This is a genomic window from Pseudarthrobacter adonitolis (assembly GCF_055412845.1).
The window spans coordinates 40,226-57,291 of the sequence record NZ_JBVAYW010000003.1 but is presented as its reverse complement, the minus strand read 5'-3'; the positions used below and the strand labels follow the sequence as shown (position 1 = coordinate 57,291).

The 17,066-nt window shown below is 65.5% G+C and carries 11 protein-coding genes and 1 riboswitch; of the genes, 7 read left to right on the top strand and 4 right to left on the bottom strand.

The window, feature by feature from the left end; all coding sequences use genetic code 11:
* Positions 1 to 2: 2 nt before the first annotated feature.
* The 3 genes from mutM to ftsY all read left to right on the top strand — a co-directional run bounded on the left by mutM (position 3) and on the right by ftsY (position 5,939).
* Entirely contained in the window at positions 3 to 950 is a 948-nt protein-coding gene (gene mutM / locus ACZYZ4_RS04990; RefSeq protein ID WP_463858735.1) for a bifunctional DNA-formamidopyrimidine glycosylase/DNA-(apurinic or apyrimidinic site) lyase, read from the top strand.
* 140 nt (positions 951 to 1,090) lie between these two features.
* Entirely contained in the window at positions 1,091 to 4,681 is a 3,591-nt protein-coding gene (gene smc, locus ACZYZ4_RS04985) for a chromosome segregation protein SMC (RefSeq protein ID WP_463858733.1), read from the top strand.
* Positions 4,682 to 4,736: 55 nt separating this feature from the next.
* Positions 4,737 to 5,939, top strand: a complete 1,203-nt coding sequence (gene ftsY, locus ACZYZ4_RS04980) for a signal recognition particle-docking protein FtsY (RefSeq protein ID WP_463858731.1) — start codon at positions 4,737 to 4,739, stop codon at positions 5,937 to 5,939.
* Between the two features lie 109 nt (positions 5,940 to 6,048).
* Here the strand turns inward: ftsY and ACZYZ4_RS04975 are convergent, their stop codons facing one another.
* Positions 6,049 to 7,320 carry a hypothetical protein gene (locus tag ACZYZ4_RS04975; RefSeq protein ID WP_463858729.1) on the bottom strand — a complete coding sequence of 424 codons (1,272 nt, stop codon included), beginning with the start codon at positions 7,318 to 7,320 and terminating at the stop codon, positions 6,049 to 6,051.
* Between the two features lie 471 nt (positions 7,321 to 7,791).
* Positions 7,792 to 9,021, bottom strand: coding sequence for an MFS transporter (locus tag ACZYZ4_RS04970; protein WP_463859078.1), 1,230 nt, complete (start codon positions 9,019 to 9,021; stop codon positions 7,792 to 7,794).
* A 259-nt stretch (positions 9,022 to 9,280) separates the two neighbouring features.
* Between ACZYZ4_RS04970 and ACZYZ4_RS04965 the strand changes: the two genes are divergently transcribed.
* Positions 9,281 to 10,630, top strand: a complete 1,350-nt coding sequence (locus ACZYZ4_RS04965; protein WP_463858727.1) for an ammonium transporter — start codon at positions 9,281 to 9,283, stop codon at positions 10,628 to 10,630.
* Complete coding sequence (locus ACZYZ4_RS04960; protein ID WP_056349123.1) at positions 10,627 to 10,965, top strand: P-II family nitrogen regulator; 339 nt, start codon at positions 10,627 to 10,629, stop codon at positions 10,963 to 10,965. The genes ACZYZ4_RS04965 and ACZYZ4_RS04960 overlap by 4 nt, the downstream gene beginning before the upstream one ends.
* A 111-nt stretch (positions 10,966 to 11,076) precedes the next feature.
* On the opposite strand, the gene ACZYZ4_RS04955 is transcribed toward ACZYZ4_RS04960, so the two are convergent.
* Positions 11,077 to 12,480, bottom strand: a complete 1,404-nt coding sequence (locus ACZYZ4_RS04955; RefSeq protein WP_463858725.1) for a glucose-6-phosphate dehydrogenase — start codon at positions 12,478 to 12,480, stop codon at positions 11,077 to 11,079.
* A gap of 88 nt (positions 12,481 to 12,568) precedes the next feature.
* On the opposite strand from ACZYZ4_RS04955, the gene ffh reads away from it, so the two are divergent.
* Entirely contained in the window at positions 12,569 to 14,149 is a 1,581-nt protein-coding gene (ffh, locus tag ACZYZ4_RS04950; RefSeq protein ID WP_463858723.1) for a signal recognition particle protein, read from the top strand.
* Positions 14,150 to 14,252: 103 nt separating this feature from the next.
* Complete coding sequence (locus ACZYZ4_RS04945; RefSeq protein WP_463858721.1) at positions 14,253 to 14,987, top strand: alpha/beta hydrolase; 735 nt, start codon at positions 14,253 to 14,255, stop codon at positions 14,985 to 14,987.
* 4 nt (positions 14,988 to 14,991) lie between these two features.
* Here the strand turns inward: ACZYZ4_RS04945 and thiC are convergent, their stop codons facing one another.
* Positions 14,992 to 16,809, bottom strand: a complete 1,818-nt coding sequence (gene thiC / locus ACZYZ4_RS04940; protein WP_463858719.1) for a phosphomethylpyrimidine synthase ThiC — start codon at positions 16,807 to 16,809, stop codon at positions 14,992 to 14,994.
* Positions 16,804 to 16,911: riboswitch (TPP riboswitch) on the bottom strand. It overlaps the preceding gene by 6 nt.
* Positions 16,912 to 17,066 lie beyond the last annotated feature (155 nt).

Genomic DNA, 17,066 nt, shown 5'->3' with positions numbered 1-17,066 from the left:
CCGTGCCCGAACTGCCTGAAGTTGAAGTGGTCCGCCGCGGACTGGTGAGTTGGCTCCGCGGCCGGACCATCACATCGGTTGAGGTGCTGGACCCGCGCTCCCTCCGCAGGCATGCCCTGGGCCCCGAGGACTTCAAGGGCAACCTCCAGGGCACCACGGTTGTGGACGTGGTGCGCCGCGGAAAATTCCTGTGGATGCCGCTGAGCGAGACTGCCGACGCCGCCGGCGCACCGCCTGTCGCCCTCGTGGCCCACCTCGGAATGAGCGGCCAGCTCCTGATGCAGGACAGCGCAATGCCGGACGAGAAACACCTCAAGGTCAGGCTGCGCCTGAGCCCCCTGGCCGGAATGCCCGAACAACTCAGGTTTGTTGACCAGCGGATTTTCGGCGGGTTGTTCGTCACCGGCATGGTTCCCACGGACGACGGCGGCCCGGGCGGCCAGGCGGAATCTCCCGTTGCGCTGATCGCCGTGGAAGCGTCCCACATCTCCCGCGACCCCCTGGACCCGGCGTTTTCCTTTGACCTTTTTTACAGCCGGCTGCGGAAGCGCAAGACGGGCCTCAAACGCGCCCTGTTGGACCAGGGACTCGTCTCAGGAATCGGCAACATATATGCCGACGAGGCCCTGTGGCGGGCAAAGCTGCACTACGCCAGGCCCACCGATACGTTGCGCCGCGTCGACGCGGAACGGCTCATCACCAGCGCGCGCGAGGTCATGCTGGACGCTCTGGCTGCCGGTGGCACCAGCTTCGATTCGTTGTACGTCAACGTCAACGGGGCCTCTGGTTACTTCGACCGCTCCCTGAACGCCTACGGGCGGGAAGGTAAACCCTGCAGCCGTTGTGCCGCCGTCGGAATTAACGCCAGGATCCGCCGCGAGCAGTTCATGAACCGCTCCTCATACTCCTGCCCGGTCTGTCAGCCGCGCCCGCGCAACGGCCGCTGGTAGTCCGCCTCGCCGGCGCCGGCCGTGATCGGCCGCTGGATCCGGTATAGGGACAGGCCCCAAATCCGCGGAATTCCGCCAGAACGCAGTAGATTTGGGAAAGCAAAGCAGCCGCTTCAGCCACTCAGGAGAACAGAAACACCTTGCACCTCAAAAGCCTTACCGTCCGTGGGTTCAAGTCGTTCGCGTCGGCCACAACCTTCGATTTTGAGCCAGGAGTCACGGCAGTGGTGGGGCCGAATGGTTCCGGCAAGTCCAACGTGGTGGACGCCCTCTCCTGGGTGATGGGGGAGCAGGGAGCCAAAACGCTCCGCGGCGGCAAAATGGAGGACGTCATTTTTGCGGGGACTTCCGGGCGGCCGCCGCTGGGCCGGGCCCACGTCTCCCTGACCATCGACAACACCGACGGCGCACTGCCCATCGAGTACAGCGAGGTCACTATCTCGCGGACCCTCTTCCGCACCGGGGGCTCTGAATACGCTATTAACGGTGCCAGCTGCCGCTTGCTCGACATCCAGGAACTGCTCTCGGATTCCGGTATGGGGCGGGAAATGCACGTCATTGTGGGCCAGGGTCAGCTGGACAAGGTCCTGCACGCCACCCCGGAGGACCGCCGCGGCTTCATCGAGGAAGCGGCCGGGATCCTCAAGCACCGCCGCCGCAAGGAAAAAACGGTCCGCAAGCTTGAAGCCATGCAGGCAAACCTGCAGCGGCTGAGCGACCTGACGGGGGAGATCAGGCGCCAGCTCACGCCACTCGGCAAGCAGGCTGATGTGGCGCGCCGCGCCCAGCGGGTCCAATTCGACGTCCGGGACGCGCGCGCACGGCTGTTGGCCGACGACCTTGTCCAGCAACAGAATTCACTAGAGCAGGACGTGGCCGACGAAACGGCCCTGAAGGCCCGCCGCGCGGTGGTGGAGCTGCAGCTTGAGGCGGGGCGCCGTCAACAGGCAGCTGTGGAACAGCACGCAGCCGAGGCCACACCCAAGCTCAACGCCGCGCGGGATACCTGGTACCGGCTCTCCGCTTCCAGGGAACGGCTCCGTTCCCTGGGGTCGCTGGCCCAGGAACGCGGCCGGCTGCTGGGCGCCGTTGATGCTGAACCGTACTCGGGCAGGGATCCTGAGCAGCTGGAACGCCAGGCCGGCCGTGTCCGGGATGAGCTGACGGAGCTGGAGCGCCACATCCTTGACCGGCGCAGCGCGCTGGACTCAGCGACGGCGGCGAAGAACGGGGCCGAACTCGAGGCGTCTGCCGAGGAGAAAAGGCTCACTGCCGTCCTCCGCGCGGCCGCTGACCGCCGCGAGGGTCTGGCGAAGCTTGCCGGAGCCGTTGGTGCGGCAAGATCGCGGGTTGAATCCGCGCAGGCCGAGCTGGGCAGGCTGCGGGAGTCACTCGCCGCCGGAGAGGAACGCCGCCGCCGGGCCCAGTCCGAGTTCACCGCCCTGGAAACCCAGGTGGCGGGGGTCGAGGAAGGTGAGGAAAGCCTCGACGCCGACTACGAGGACGCCAGCGCAGTGCTCGACGCCGTCGTGCAGGAGATTGCCGACCTGACCGCTGCGGGGGGAGAAACCGTCCGAGAGCGTGACGCCCTTGTGGCCCGCCGGGATGCGCTGCAGCTTGGCCTTAACCGCAAAGACGGCACGGCGCACGCCCTCAACTCCGGACTGGACGGTGTTGTGGGCACGCTTGCCTCGGCTCTCACCATTCAGCCGGGTTACGAGACTGCGATTGCCGCGGCGCTGGGCGACGCCTCCGAATCGATAGTGGTCCGGGATCCTGACGTGGCCGCCGTCGTGGTGCAGCTACTGAAGGACGACGATGCGGGGCGTGCCTCCCTGCTGCTGGCGTCTGCTGCAACCATGCCGGACGCAAACTCCGCCACGGGCGGACCCCTGCCGGCGGGCGCGTGCTGGGCTGTGGACCTGGTATCCGCCGGGGGCGGGCCCGCACGCGCGGTGGCCGCGCTCCTGACCGGTGTGGCAGTTGTTGAAGACCTGGATGGTGCCGGGCTGCTGGTTCCCGAACGCCCGGACGTGACGGCCGTGACCCGGGCCGGGGACGTGTTTACCGCCCTCACGGTGACTGGAGGCTCGGCGAAGGCGCCGTCCTTGCTTGAGGTGCAGGCCGCCGTGGACGACGCCGAGGCCCGGCTGGCCGTTGTCACCGCGGATCTGGAACGGAACAGGTTCGCCCTGGCCGGCGCCGAGGTCCGGCGCGCCGAAGCCCGGACGAGGGCCGAGGCTGCCCTGGACCGCCTGCACGATTCCGACGCCCGGCTCGCGGCCGTGGCCGAAAGGCTCGGCCACCTGAACTCCATCCTGCGCAGCGCCGTCGGCGAAAGCGACAGGCTGGCCTCCTCGCTGGCAAGGGCGGAGGCCAATGTTGTGACAGAGGAGCAGGCGCTCGCCGCCGTTGCGGCGCGGCTGGCTGCGGCGCAGGAGGCGCCGGCCGAAGATGAACCCGCCACCGAACAGCGTGATGCCCTCGCACTGGCGGCGTCGCTGGCCAGGTCTGCGGAGATGGACGCGAGGCTGTCGCTCCGCAGCACGGAAGAGCAGCTGACCGCCACCCGCAACCGGGCCCTATCGCTGGAGCGGGCAGCGGCCACCGAACGCCGGGCACGTGAAGAGGCTGCCGAACGGGCGCGCCGCCGTCGGATCCAGGCCAGACGGGCAGCCGCCGTCTCCGCTGCGGTGGAGCTGGCAATCCGGTTCATCGACGTGTCCGTTGAACTGGCCCGGCATGAACGCGACCTCGCCGAAGAGAACCGGGAAGAGCGGGACCGTGCACTGCTGGAGACCCGGACAACCAATGACTCCCTGGCCCGCGAGCTGGCAGAACTGACGGACTCGGTTCACCGTGACGAACTGGCCCGCGCCCAGCAGCGGGCACGGATCGAAGCCCTGGAAACACGTTCCGTCGAGGAACTCGGGATCACCCCCGACGTCCTGGTGGCGGACTTCGGCCCGGACGTTCCCGTGCCCGTCCCCGCAGAGGAAAGCGGGGACAAATGGGCGGCCCTGCGGACACCCGTGGACGATGACGGCACACCGGTCCCCGAAGGCAAACCCTTTGTCAGGGACGAGCAGGAGAAACGTCTCCGCAAAGCCGAAAGGGACCTGTCAGCCCTGGGCAAGGTCAACCCGCTGGCGTTGGAGGAGTTTGCGGCCTTGGAGGAACGCCACCAGTTCCTCAACACCCAGCTGGCGGACCTGAAATCCAGCCGCAAGGACCTGTTGGACATCATCAAGGAAGTGGATGATCGGGTCCAGCGGGTCTTTACCGAGGCCTTTGAGGACACACGGGACCAGTTCGTCCACGTGTTTGAGCGACTCTTTCCCGGCGGCGAAGGCCGGCTGGTCCTGACCGACCCTTCGGACATGCTCACCACCGGAATCGAAGTCGAAGCGCGACCGGCCGGTAAGAAGATCAAGCGGCTCTCACTGCTGTCGGGAGGCGAACGGTCCCTCACCGCCGTCGCTCTGTTGGTGGCCATCTTCAAGGCCCGCCCCTCGCCGTTCTATGTCATGGACGAGGTCGAAGCGGCCCTTGATGACACCAACCTCGGCCGGCTCATCACCATCTTCGAAGAGCTCCGGGAGTCCAGCCAGCTGATCGTGATCACCCATCAGAAACGGACCATGGAAGTGGCTGATGCGCTCTACGGTGTCACCATGCGCGGCGATGGCGTGTCCACCGTCATTAGCCAGCGGCTGGGCGCCGACGTATAGCGTCCGCTCAGGTGGCAGCCCCGAATGCTTGCCACGTTTGTGAGAAGCTAGGGGAGTGAATGACATCCTCCCCATTATTCTGTCCATTGTTGCTGCCCTGGCGGTTATTGGCGGGCTGATCCCGGTCCTGTTGAAGACGCGGAAGAACATCACCCAGTACCCCGGGACGCGTGACGCCAACGATCCCGTCGCCGGCGGGGGAACACTGCTCGAGGACGCGCCCGTGGTTCCGGCCGAGCGCAACGCCCCCGCCGGCGTCGACCTCGAAGACCTCGAAGTCACCGATGTTCCTGACGACGTGGCAGGCCTGGAAACCATCCAGGTTGAGACCCCTCTTCCCGTTGCCGGCCGCCTGACCCGCCTTCGCGAGCGTCTGGTCCGGTCGAATAACATCCTCGGCAAGAGCCTGCTTGCGTTGCTGTCCAGCGACAAGATCGACGAGAACGTCTGGGATGAAGTGGAGGAGACCCTCCTTCTGGCCGACCTCGGCACTGAACCCACCATGCAGCTGGTCGATGCCCTCCGGGAGCGCGTTAAAGTACTCGGCACCAGGACTCCCGAGCAGGTCAAGGCACTGCTCCGCGAGGAACTGATCAAGCTGGTGGATCCCACCATGGACCGCGCACTGCGCACCGACAGGCACGCGGACAAGCCGGCCATCGTGCTGGTGGTAGGCGTCAACGGCGTGGGGAAGACCACCACCGTGGGCAAGCTGGCCCGCGTGCTCGTTGCCGAGGACAAGGACGTCCTGCTGGGCGCGGCGGACACGTTCCGCGCGGCAGCCGCCGAACAGTTGGCCACGTGGGGCCAGCGTGTGGGTGTTCCCACCGTGAAGTCCGACGTCGACGGCGCAGACCCAGCGTCCGTCGCCTATGAGGCGGTCAAGGCCGGTATCGAGCAGGAAGTCGATGTTGTCATGATCGACACCGCGGGCCGCCTGCAGAACAAGACCGGGCTGATGGACGAACTTGGCAAGGTCAAGCGCGTCATCGAGAAGCTGGCGGAGGTTGATGAGGTCCTGCTGGTGCTGGATGCCACCACAGGCCAGAACGGCCTGAACCAGGCCCGGGTCTTCTCGGAGGTAGTGAACATCACCGGCATTGTCCTGACCAAACTGGACGGGACCGCCAAGGGTGGCATCGTGGTGGCCATCCAAAAATCACTCGGTGTGCCGGTCAAGCTGATCGGACTTGGCGAAGGGGCCGATGACCTGGCTCCGTTTGAAGTTGAGAGCTTTGTAGACGCCCTGCTGAACTAGGAACCGGGTTTACCCAAACACTGGGTTTACACAAATGAGGGGTGAGATCCCGCCGCTAAGCCGAAGCTGTGGCGGCGGGATCTCACCCCTCGTTGCGTCAGTAGGTGGGTCAGTACGTAAAGTTCAGCACAGTCACGGTCCCGGCGGTGAGCTTGATCTTCTGCGTGCTTTCCCCATATTCGAAGCCAGGCACAGTCAGGCGATCGGCGATGGGCCGCGGCTCGGTGCGGGCACCGTCAATAAGCGTCGCATCCTGAGCTGCGTAGCTCGGTCCGGTGAGCTGGCTCATTGTCCCGGTCAGGGGCCTCCCCGGAAGCGTGATGGTTGCATCCATCTGGGCTGCCGTTTCGGGGTTGTTCTCGCTGATGATCACCACAGTGGTGCTGCCGTTGGGGTTCTGCAATGCGTAGCTGAACGCCAAGCCGCCGCCGCTGCTCGCTACCTTGAGAAACTTGCCCTCACCAATACCCGCCAGGATGGAAATCCCGAAGAAGTTGGCGCGGCCAGACATATCTCCGTTGCCCTGCGGGTAGCCTCCCGCGCTGCAGATCGCTGACATGGGAGGCCCGCCCTTGCAGGTGAGCATGGAACTGTGGAAGCCGACCTGAGTGATCCCCAGTTGGGCGGCGTTGAGAGCGTAATCAACCGTCCAGAGGGCCGAAGCGTGCGTCTTTGATGTCTCGTTCGAGCCAGGGCAGGCAGCGATGCCTGTCTCGGGCAGCCAGGTTTCCAGGCCCGCTGCAGTGCCCGCCTTCAAAGCTGCCTGGTGGTAGTCCGCGGCGCGGTCGTGCATCAGTTGGTTCATCAGATTGGCCATAGTAGGTGAGCCTTTAGGGTCACTTCCATCGCAGCTGTATAACGGATAGTGGTGGAAGGTGAGGATCTTCTTTTGCGGAATGTCGGCGTCGATAAAGGGCTGCCACCACTTCTGGTCATAGGCGCCCGGCCCTGCGATAGGCAGGTTCGGGGCCACAGCGTAGATGGCCTTGGCATACGCCTGGAGTTCCGTCAGGTACTTTTCGAGGCTGTAGCTGTCCTTGCGCACACCGTTGTCGACAAATCCGTTGGGTTCGTTGCCCACAGTGACGCTCAGCAGCCGCTCTCCTAGGATGGCGGTGGCGTGCTTCATCATGTCTGCCGCACGCGTCGGGTCGTAGTGGCCAAGATCGACGGTGAGGCTCACCCTTGCTCCGGTGGCTTCCAGCAACGTATTGAGGCGACTCAGGTCTGCCGGTCCCACGGCGCGGACAGGATGCGCTGCATCGCCCGAGTAGCCAGCCGGAATCGGCTCATTGGCGGACGTCCAGAAAAACCTTCGGTCCACGGCGTTCCCTCCAAAGCGCAACACCGGCTGGTCGAGATCGTTGAGCAGCTTGACCATGGATGCATTGCTGCTGCTGAGGTCTCCGTCGCCGAGATCAGTGGCCTCGAGTGAGATCCCTGTCAGTCCCGTCGGTAGCGAGCTCCCTACCTGCTCCCCGGACACCTTCACGCTGAGCGGCTCAACGGGAGTCAACGGCGATCCGGCCGGCGGTCCGGCCTGGTCGTAGTAGGTCACAGCGGGGGCCGGCGGAAGGGCCGTTGTGCTTGTAGGCGCCGCAGAAGGGGTTGGCTCTTCAGCCACCTGGGCGGAAGCATCCGGGCGGAACAGCTGCGTAGCCAGTACAAGGGCGGCAACAACCACTATGGCGATCAGCGCAAACGGCCACCACTTACGGAAGCCGCGCTTGTCACGGCCGCGTCTCTTCGTGGCAGGAAGGTCGGGGGGTAAAGGATCGGAATTGGACATGCAGGTTTCTCCAACGTTTGGGTGGCTTAAGGTCAAGCCTAACCAAAGCATGTGAACTGTCGGCTACCGGGACAGGCCTTGCGGGTCCTCTTCATGCCGCGAAGAAGTCTCGCGGATAGGGACCCAGCAGGCCGCCGCGAGCACCAGCACACCGCCGGTGACGCCGAATGCCCAGCCGTAGCCCAGCCGGTCCGCCAGCACCCCCACCAGCACCGGTCCGGCAATCGCCCCGACGTCCGAGGTCATCTGGTACGCGGCCAGGACGCGCCCGCCGGACCGCTCGTTGCCGATGACATCCGCGACGGCGGCCTGCTGGGCAGGTCCCAGCAGGCCGGACCCCACCCCGGCCACAACCGACGCGGCGAGGAACCACCCCAGGTGGGACGTGAAGCCGATGGCGGCCGTGGCGAGCCCGGCGACCAAGAGCCCAACGACCATCAATGGCCGCCGGCCCAGGCTGTCTGCCAGCCGGCCGGAGAACGTCAGCGCGGCGGCATTGCCCGCAGCAAAAACGGCCAGCGCAAGGCCGGCAGCCTCAGGACCGGCGCCGAGCGCAGCAACGGCAAACAGCGGGACGGTGGCCATCCGCACACCGAACGTGGCCCAGCCGTTGGCGAAGCTGGACAGCAGCGCCGAGCGGTACACACCAACCCCCCAGGCCTCGGCGAACGGCATGTCAGGGGCGCGGCTCACTGCGGACCGGGCCGCGGACGGCGCGTGGCTGAGCTGGGTCTGCACCACCGCGGCAGCAAGGACCAGCGCGCCCGCGTAGCCAAGGAACGGTACCCGCAAGCCGAATCCGGCGAGCAGGCCACCCACCACCGGGCCCAGGACGCTGCCGATCAGGAACGCGGACGCATATGCGCCGGACACCCTGCCCCGGCTTTCCGGCGGCGCCAGCCGCACCACAAGGGCCATGGAGGCCACAGTGAACATCACCGAGCCCACGCCGCCAAGCCCCCGGAAGACCAGGAGTTGCCAATAGTCCTGGGCAAAGGCGCACGCCGCGGTTGATGCCGCCACAATCAGCAGCCCCGCCACATAGACCGGCCGCTCACCCCACCGGCCGATCAAGGCCCCGCCGGCCGGCGCGAACACCAGCCGCATGAAGGCGAAAATGCTCACGATCACGGCGGCGGCCGTTGCCCCGACGTCGAAAGTGGTGGCGAACTGGGGCAAAACCGGCGCCACCAGCCCAAAACCGAGGGCAATCAGGAACGCCGCAGCGAGCATCACCTTGATGTCGCGCGGAAGTCTGGGCCGCTGCGGGCGGACAACCGACAAGATCCGCATAGTGGCGCGGCTCACACGGGAGGGTGCCGTCATGGGGAGGTGTTCCTTGCATAGTAGGCAGCCGGTGGCGGGGGAAGTGATGAAACATAACCGTAACAAGCAGGATATGCACCATTTACTTCCGGGAGGTTGTTGTAACAATCCGGCAATGTAAATCCTCTGCGGGCGAAACACGGCAGCGACAGACTCGATGCAGGACGCAAAAGGCGTTAGTAAGGCGGAGCATTCCGCAGCATCGATCATAGGGAGGACGTGCACCATGGAACTTACCGCAGGTCACGTATGGCTCATGGTGGCGGCAGCACTCGTGCTGTTCATGACACCAGGTCTGGCATTTTTCTACGGCGGCATGACGCGCGCCAAAGCTGCACTGAACATGATGATGATGAGCTTCATCTCCATCGGCATGGTCGGCGTGGTCTGGGTCCTCTGGGGCGCTTCGATGAGCTCCGGCGAGGGCTTCCTGCAGATTGTCGGGAACCCGTTCGCCACCTTCGGCCTTGAAGGCATCACCACACCGGACGGGCTCATCAAGGTCGGCTACGCCGCCACCTTCGCCATCATCACCGTCGCCCTCATCAGTGGCGCGATCGCTGACCGCGCCAAGTTCGGCGCCTGGTCCGTCTTCGTCCCCGTCTGGGTCACCCTCGTTTACTGCCCCCTGGCCTACATGGTCTGGGGCGGCGGCCTCTTCGGCCCCGAAGGCGCCATTGGCCAGGCTCTCGGCCCGGCCATCGACTTCGCCGGCGGCACCGTGGTCCACATCAACGCCGGTGTGGCAGCCCTCGTACTGGTCCTGATCATCGGCAACCGCCGCGGCTTCGGCAAGGACCCCAACCACCGCCCGCACAACATCCCGTTCGTTATGCTCGGTGCAGCCATCTTGTGGTTCGGCTGGTTCGGCTTCAACGGCGGCGCGGCCACCACTGCTGAGCAGGGCGGCCTGATCTGGGTCAACACGCTCGCAGCCCCGGCTGCGGCAATGCTCGGCTGGCTTGTCACCGAACGTATCCGCGACGGCCACCCCACCTCCCTGGGCGCAGCTTCCGGCGTGGTTGCCGGCCTGGTCGCCATCACCCCGGCCTGTGCCAACGTCAGCCCGGTGGGCGCCCTCGGTCTCGGCGTCATCGCCGGTGTCGCCTCGGCCCTGGCCGTCGGCCTCAAGTTCCGCTGGGGCTTCGATGACTCCCTGGATGTTGTGGGCGTGCACCTGGTCTCCGGCGTCATCGGAACGGTTGTCCTGGGCTTCATCGCCCTCCCCACCGACGGTGTGGGCGGCGGCCTCTTTTACGGCGGCGGCGCGGCCCAGCTTTGGGCCCAGCTGGCAGCAGCAGGCATCGCCATCGCGTACTCGGCAATCCTCACGGCGATCATCGCCTTCGCTATCCACAAGACCATGGGCTTCCGTGTTTCGCAGGAGCAGGAAGTCGTTGGTGTTGACCTCAGCCTGCACGCCGAGACGGCGTACGAGTTCGGAGTGGGCGGCCACGGCGGGAGCTTCCAGCCGCTCCACGAGCTGATCACGGGCAAGGGCTCGGCTGCTGACGGCCAAGCGGCCGGCGCGAAGAAGGCTGAGCCGGCAGCGGGCAAGGAAAGCGTGGAAGCATGAAACTGATCACAGCTATCGTCCGCCCGGAGAAGCTCGAAGCCATCCGGGAAGGCCTGGAGTCCTACGGTGTCCAGGGGCTGACGGTCAGCGCGGCCAGCGGCTACGGCCGCCAGCGCGGCTACACGGAGGTCTACCGCGGAGCTGAATACAACGTGGACCTCCTGCCCAAGATCCGGGTTGAAGTCCTCGCCACGGACGAACAGGCAGATGACATCCTGGACGTCATCATCGCCAGCTCCAACACCGGCCGCGCGGGCGATGGCAAGGTCTGGACCGTGGACGTCTTCGAAGCCGTCAGGGTCCGGACCGGAGAACGCGGCGTCGCCGCCATCTAGCTGTTCCACAAGTTATACATCCCACACCAAAGAGCGGGCAGGGAACCTCAAAGGTTCCCTGCCCGCTCTCTTTGTTGTGGCCTACTCAGCCGCCGCTTAACCGGCCACCGCTTAGCCAGCCGCCGCGGAACCTGGCCATCCGGCGGGACCGGCCGAACCGGCGTCGTACTTTTCCAGCGGCACCGTGCCCCGCTGCCAGGCCTTCAGCACGGGCTCAAGAATCCGCCAGCAGTCCTCCGCGGTGTCGCCGCGCACCGAGAGCAGCGGATCGCCGCTCAGGACGCCCTCCAGCACTTCGCCATAGGGCAGCAGCTCAGACGCGCTCAGCTCCGCATTCAACGTTGTGCGGCTCAGGCTGAAGATGCTGCCGGGGCCATTGACGTCGACGTCGAACGCCAGGGTATCCGGCCCGAAACCGATCCGCAGCTGGTTGGGGGAGTCCACGCCCGTGAATCCTGCCGGAAGATGCGGGACGGGGCGGAAGGTGACAACGGCCTCCTTGCGTTTCACCCCGAGGGCCTTGCCCGAACGCAGGATGAACGGGACCCCCTTCCAGCGCCAGTTGTCGATGTCCACCCGGACTTCCGCCAGGGTCTCTGTCCCGCGGGCTGCGTCCACCCCTTCTTCCCGCGTATAGGCCGGGACGGTCCTGCCGGCAATCGAACCCGCTGTATACGTGGCCCGGCGCGTGGATTTCGCGTACGGCGCGGTGATGCTGCTGGCGCGGAGTACGGCTGCGATGGCGTCCCGTAGGTCCCGCTCCCCGATGGTGGCCGGCGGCTCAATGGCCATCAGGGCCATGATCTGCAGCAGGTGGCTCTGGATCATGTCGCGCAGGGCGCCGGCATTGTCGTAATACCTCGCCCTTCCCTCCAGCGCCAGGTCCTCGTCGAAGATGATCTCGACCTTTTCCACATGCTCGCGGTTCCAGACGGGTTCCAGGAAATTGTTCGCAAAGCGCAGGCCCAGGATGTTCAGCACCGTCGCTTTCCCCAGGAAATGGTCCACCCGGTGGATGTGGTCCTCCGGCACCAGGGCGGCGAGCGTGTGGTTAAGGGAACGGGCCGAAGCTTCACTGGAGCCGAAGGGCTTCTCCATTACCAGCCGTGTTCCGGTCGGAACCTGGTCACGGTGCAAGGACTCGCAGGCCAGCTGGCTGACATGGGGAGGCAACGCAAAATAGATCGCGGTGGGGCCTTCCAGTCCGGCCAACAATGCCGCTAGGGCTCCGTCCGCCGTAACATCAAGCTGGTGGTAGGGAGTGGCCTTTGCCAAGGCGGTGAGCGCCTTTTTTCCAGCCGCGTCGGCGGCCGCCGCAGCGGGGGCGAAGGCCTCGTGGACCCGGGTCCGCCACTGTTCCGGCGTCCAGGCATCCGAGCCGGCGCCCACCAGGCTCAGGCCATCGGCGCGACCAGACGCCACCAGCCGGGCCAGTCCCGGCAGCAGAAGGCGGCCGGTCAGATCGCCTGAGGCACCCAGAATGAGCAGGGTTTTTACACTTGTTTGGCTCGTCACCCTGCCAGCATGCCATCCGGCAAGCCCGACTTGGTACCCTAGATAGTCGAGTCCCCCCTGTAAATCCACTGAAAGAAGTGCGCGGCGCGTGTTCAATTCACTCTCTGACCGGTTGACAGCAACCTTCAAGAATCTCCGTGGCAAGGGCCGCCTCACTGAGGCCGACGTCGATGCCACAGTCCGGGAGATCCGCCGCGCCCTCCTGGATGCCGATGTTGCCGTTGCCGTGGTGCGTGAGTTTACGGCCCGCGTCCGTGAGCGTGCCCTCGGGGCAGAAGTAGCGGGGGCGCTGAACCCGAGCCAGCAGATCGTCAAGATCGTCAATGAGGAACTCGTTGAGATCCTCGGTGGCGAGACCCGCCGCATCCGCCTGGCCAAGACCGGCCCCACCATCATCATGTTGGCTGGCCTCCAGGGTGCCGGTAAGACCACCCTCGCGGGCAAGCTCTCCAAATGGCTCAAGGCTCAAGGCCACAGCCCTCTCCTGGTGGCATGTGATCTCCAGCGGCCCAATGCCGTCACCCAGCTCCAGGTTGTCGGCAAGCGTGCCGGCGTTCCTGTTTTCGCGCCGCATCCCGGAGCCACCTCGGAACTGGAGCACCCCGCCGGTGACCCGGTCGCTGTCGCCCGCGCCGGCGTCGAGGAAGCGCGCCAGAAGCTGCACGATGTCGTGATTGTTGACACCGCCGGGCGCCTCGGTGTTGATGCCGAGATGATGGAGCAGGCGCGCGAGATCCGCCGCGCCATCGTCCCCAACGAAGTGCTGTTCGTGATCGACGCCATGATCGGACAGGACGCCGTGAACACGGCTGTGGCGTTTGACGAGGGTGTGAACTTCACCGGAATCGTGCTGTCAAAGCTCGACGGCGACGCCCGCGGCGGTGCCGCACTGTCGGTTGCGTCGGTCACCGGTAAGCCGGTTATGTTCGCCTCCACCGGCGAAGGCGTGGATGACTTTGAGCTGTTCCACCCGGACCGCATGGCCTCCCGCATCCTGGACATGGGTGACGTCCTCACCCTGATTGAGCAGGCCGAGAAGAACTGGGACAAGGACGAAGCCGCCCGGATGGCGAAGAAGTTCGCCGACCAGGAAGACTTCACCCTGGACGACTTCCTCTCCCAGATGCAGCAGATCCGCAACATGGGCTCCATGAAGAAGATGCTCATGATGATGCCCGGAGCGCAGAACATCCGCGAGCAGCTGGAAAACTTTGACGAGCGCGAGATCGACCGCGTCGAAGCGATCGTCCGTTCCATGACCCCGCACGAACGCGTCGCCCCGAAGATCATCAACGGCTCCCGCCGGGCACGCATCGCCCGCGGTTCAGGCGTGCATGTCTCCGAGGTCAACGGCCTGCTGGAGCGCTTCGGCCAGGCGCAGAAGATGATGAAGAAGATGGCCCAGGGCGGCGGCATGCCGGGAATGCCCGGGATGCCCGGTATGGGCGGCCCCGGCGGTGCGCGGAAGGGCGGCAAGAACGCCCCGAAGAAGAAGGCCCGCTCAGGCAACCCTGCCAAAGCTGCCCAGGAGCTCAAGGACGCCGAGGAACGGCGGGCCGGCGCGGCGAAGGCTCTCCCCACGGGGGCAGCGTTCGGCCAGCAGGGCGGCGACTTCGACCCTTCGCAGCTGAACCTGCCCAAGGGATTCGACAAGTTCCTCGGCAAGTAACCACCTCTCCCGACTGGGTAGCAGCAGGTGTCGTTTTGAGCACTCATAACGACACTTACCGCTGCCCAATTGGGATGTCGGCGCCGTGGAATAGGGTTGGGTCATGTTCAAACAGCGGGTAGTGTTCGTGCACGGCGCCGGACCTTTCGGTGCGGCGGCGTGGCCGCGCCAGCACGGAATGGCGCTGACGTACGACGCCCTGTTCCTGCGGCGGCACGGCTTTGACCCCGTCGCTGAACCCGTGGAGTCCTCGTTCGCCGACGACACCGCCATCATCCTGCGCTCACTGGCCGAGGACGGCCGCGGTGCCGCCGGCGGCCATGTTGTTGCCCATGCCCAGGGCGCCATCGCGGCCATGATGGCCGCCGTCGAACGCCCCGATCTGGTGTTTTCCCTCACGCTGGCAGAACCGGCGTGCTTGTCCCTGACCGCCGAACTTCCGGCCACGTCTGCCCACAGGGCACTGATGCAACCGCTGTTCGACGTCCGGCACCAACTCAGTGATGAAGATTTTCAGCGTGAGTTCGTGCGGAGAATGTTCGCGGCGGACCTGCAGGAGTCCGCCACGCCGGAGGAAAAACGGTCAGCGCGCCGGCTCCGGTTGCAGGCGCCGTCCTGGGATGCCCCGCTGCACATTGTTCCGGGCGTCCCCACCATGGTCCTGACGGGTGGCTGGGAACCGCTCTACGAGGAAATTGCCGGATATCTGCAGGAAACCGGTGCCCTGCACCGCATCGCTGCGGGTGGGCACCGGCCCCAGGACTCTGCCGAAGGTGACCGTGCCATCCGGTCCTTCATCGCCGACGTCGGCAGGTCACGCTCAGCTCAGGCTTCCTGAGTCGTCAGCTCCCTGCAGGGATCCGAAGCTCGGGGAGGTAGACCTTCCCGCCTGCAGCCAGGAACTCCGCACTCTTTTCGCGCATCCCGCTGTAGGCCTCGGCGATGGCCGCCTGCGAATCTGCCGAACCGTATTCGTCCCTGATGTCTTGGCTGATCTTCATGGAGCAGAACTTCGGGCCGCACATGGAGCAGAAGTGCGCCGTTTTGGCCGGCTCGGCCGGCAGCGTCTCGTCATGGAAGGCCTCCGCCGTGACCGGGTCCAGGGACAGCGCGAACTGGTCGCGCCAGCGGAATTCGAACCTGGCCTTGGACAGGGCGTCGTCCCGTTCGTGGGCGCCTGGGTGGCCCTTGGCAAGGTCGGCCGCATGGGCGGCGATCTTGTAGGTGATCACCCCGGTCTTCACATCGTCCTTGTTCGGCAGGCCAAGGTGTTCCTTGGGCGTGACGTAACAAAGCATCGCCGTGCCGTAGCGGGCGATTTCGGTGGCGCCGATAGCGGACGTGACGTGGTCATAGCCCGGAGCGATGTCCGTAACCAGCGGCCCAAGTGTGTAGAACGGGGCGCCCTTGCAAAGTTCCTGCTGGCGTTCCACGTTCTCCCGCACCAGGTGGAACGGGACGTGCCCGGGACCTTCCACCATGACCTGCACATCGAAATCCCAAGCCCGCTGGGTCAGTTCAGCCAGCGTGTCCAGCTCGGCAAACTGGGCGGCGTCGTTGGCGTCCGCCGTCGCTCCCGGGCGCAGTCCGTCGCCCAGGGAGAACGCGACGTCGTACTTGGCGAAGATCTCGCAAAGCTCGTCGAAGTGGGTGTAAAGGAAGTTCTCCTGGTGGTGGGCCAGGCACCAGCCCGCCATGATCGCGCCGCCCCGGGAGACGATGCCGGTGACGCGGTTGGCCGTCAGCGGCACGTAACGCAGCAGCACACCGGCGTGGATGGTCATGTAGTCCACGCCCTGCTCGCACTGCTCAATGACTGTGTCGCGGAAGATTTCCCACGTCAGTGCGTTGGCCTCGCCGTTGACCTTCTCCAGTGCCTGGTAAATGGGCACCGTACCGATGGGCACGGGGGAGTTGCGGATGAGCCATTCCCGGGTGGTGTGGATGTCATCGCCGGTGGACAGGTCCATCACCGTGTCGGCGCCCCACTGGGTGGCCCACTGGAGTTTGTCCACTTCCTCGGCAATGGAGCTGGTCACCGCGGAGTTGCCGATGTTCGCGTTGATTTTCACCAGGAAAGCCTTGCCGATAATCATCGGTTCGGATTCCGGGTGGTTGATGTTGTTGGGGATGATGGCGCGACCGGCCGCCACTTCGCTGCGGACCAGTTCCACCTCACAGTTCTCGCGGAGGGCAACGAACTGCATCTCGGGCGTCAGCACGCCCTGCCGTGCGTAATGCATCTGCGTGACGGTCTTGCCTTCGACGGCGCGGCGGGGCACGGGCTGCGCGCCCTTCCACTCCGCGGAGGCGGCGCCGCGGCGCACTGCCGACTTGCCGTCGTCGAGCAGGTTCCGCTCCCGGCCGCTGTAGGGCTCGGTGTCGCCGCGGGCGGCGATCCACTCCGAGCGGAACGGGTTGAGGCCCACCACCGGATCGCTGCCCGGACCGGCCGTGCGGTAGGTCCGGAACGGCCCGTTCGCCTCGCCGTTCGGCGACGGTTCCAGCGCGATCTCGGTCACGGGAACCCGGATCCCGGTGGCGTCATCATTGATGAAAGCCAGCGAGTGGGACTTCAGTGACTGGGTTCCAGGCCGGACCGGTTGATCCTGGTCGGCTTCACTTTGGGCAGGGATCAGCTGTGTTTCTTGTGTATTCAATGAATACTCACTTCCTTCGCCGGCATTACCCGGACAGGTTCAACGGTCGCAGGCTGCGTCAGCCCGATCTCAGCCCCTGCAAGGGCTCCCGTGTGGTCAAGTCGAAGCTACCACAGGCCGAGGGTGGCCTGGTGACAGCAGTCACGGGGATGCGGTCGCAACCTGTCGGCCCAGCCACTTGAATTGCATTGAAGCTTCAAGTAAATTGGAGTTATAGCCGCCTTCGGCCTCGAAGGCCAACGGACCGGGAGCGTTCA

Bases quoted from the DNA above. Each gene is read 5' to 3' on its own strand.
- ACZYZ4_RS04975 (WP_463858729.1), bottom strand. From the start codon at position 7,320: ATGGTCAAGCTGCTCAACGATCTCGACCAGCCGGTGTTGCGCTTTGGA.
- ACZYZ4_RS04960 (WP_056349123.1), top strand. From the start codon at position 10,627: ATGAAACTGATCACAGCTATCGTCCGCCCGGAGAAGCTCGAAGCCATC.
- ACZYZ4_RS04970 (WP_463859078.1), bottom strand. From the start codon at position 9,021: ATGCGGATCTTGTCGGTTGTCCGCCCGCAGCGGCCCAGACTTCCGCGC.
- ACZYZ4_RS04945 (WP_463858721.1), top strand. From the start codon at position 14,253: ATGTTCAAACAGCGGGTAGTGTTCGTGCACGGCGCCGGACCTTTCGGT.
- ACZYZ4_RS04965 (WP_463858727.1), top strand. From the start codon at position 9,281: ATGGAACTTACCGCAGGTCACGTATGGCTCATGGTGGCGGCAGCACTC.